General features: G+C 41.6%; 1 protein-coding gene. It reads right to left on the bottom strand.

The window, feature by feature from the left end; genetic code table 11:
* Window positions 1-13: 13 nt before the first annotated feature.
* Complete coding sequence (locus A4R26_RS09995; protein ID WP_165760217.1) at window positions 14-1,249, bottom strand: IS701 family transposase; 1,236 nt, start codon at window positions 1,247-1,249, stop codon at window positions 14-16.
* Between the last annotated feature and the right edge of the window lie 214 nt (window positions 1,250-1,463).

Raw genomic sequence — 1,463 nt, 5'->3', positions numbered from 1 at the left:
TAATTCTATTTTGTCAAATTCGTAAATACAGGGATCTTTTTACCAAACGCTTGTCAGGAGGCTGTTTGGCAAGGATGTAATCCAGAAAATCTTCAATACTTCTTTTTACAAACTGAAGCACAGATTTAAGAGACTGAATGACATCCTGTGTTGTCGTCCATAATTTTTCCTGTTCATACAGTTGTATTTTTTCTTCATTTAAGAATAGTTGCGCCAACATGATCATGGCCATATGTTTATGCCAGCTTTCAGCACTCCTGGTCTGGTATTGATTGAGGCCTAATTCCTTTTTAGCTTCCCGGAATGCTTTTTCAACAAAATACCTTTTACATTGGCGATAGGCCAACTCTTTGAGTGATGATCCCGGACAATGGCAAAAACTGTATTTTATTGTACCGTCTTTATCTTCCCTTATCAATAAGGTTACCAATTGCCTTCTGTTAGTCAGTGGGTTCAGTATATATACTTCCCTTGAGTGGAACCAGGCTTGTAATTTCTTGCCGCCACTCTGATGACGAACCGTAATAAATTTCCAGTCTCTTATTGATAACGATGCTGCATAATTTTTTATGGATAGAGATGACCTATTGGGTTTGGCTTGTTTACTTTTGCGGCCACGTGCACCTGGTTTACGTATGGATACCCGCATTTGAAAAGGCTCCAGCCACACCTGCAGGTTATCCTGTACATCTGCAATGAACTCTATCCCATTCTTTATCAAATCAGCCAGTAGTGAGGCATCCCGACCATAGAAGGCATCAAAACATACCCAACGGACTCTTACCTGTAATCCTTTTATTACATGTGCAATAATGGCAGCTGCCTGGTCTATCTTGCTTATTTTTTCTTCTATTCCAAACAATGATGCCTGAACCAGCGTTGTCAGCGAACCACCACATAAGGCGCCGAACACACCAACCTGGCAATTGTCGATCTTGCCTACCTGACCACAATATTGACGTTTTACTCCGGCTGATTTCTTCCCCTTTTTAGGATTGCCAGCTTCGTCAATGATCAGGCAGGCATCGTCTGCCAGGCCAAGGTTTTGCAGCTTTTGCCAAAACCTTAACGTGACCACATCCATTACCTGCTGGTAACACCATTTAGAAGCCGTTATGAAATGATGAAGACGCTGTCCGTTGGACTCCTGTAGCTCTTCGGCCATTACCTGACAATTACGACGGCGGCACAAAAGCAAACCTTTTAGATAAATAAGCGCATTAGCAGAAACATTGCGGGTGAGAGTCAAAAACAAATATTCAAACTGGAACAGAAAATCCAATAACCGGCTCTCTATGAGCCGGAAATTTTTTATTTTCGTCCCATAAGTTTTTTTTATTACACCCCGTGAGTTTCTACTCGTGGGGTGTTTGCTTTTTCTGACTGCAAATTTATGCCTATGCCGCTTCCGGCGTGCGTTTCGTCCCTAAAATATTCAAAGAACTAAATTTGACAAAGTAGAG

The organism is Niastella populi (genome assembly GCF_002078015.1).
Lineage (GTDB): Bacteria > Bacteroidota > Bacteroidia > Chitinophagales > Chitinophagaceae > Niastella > Niastella populi.
The sequence above is the reverse complement of the archived record's forward strand: the minus strand, read 5'-3'. Positions and strand labels throughout refer to the sequence as shown.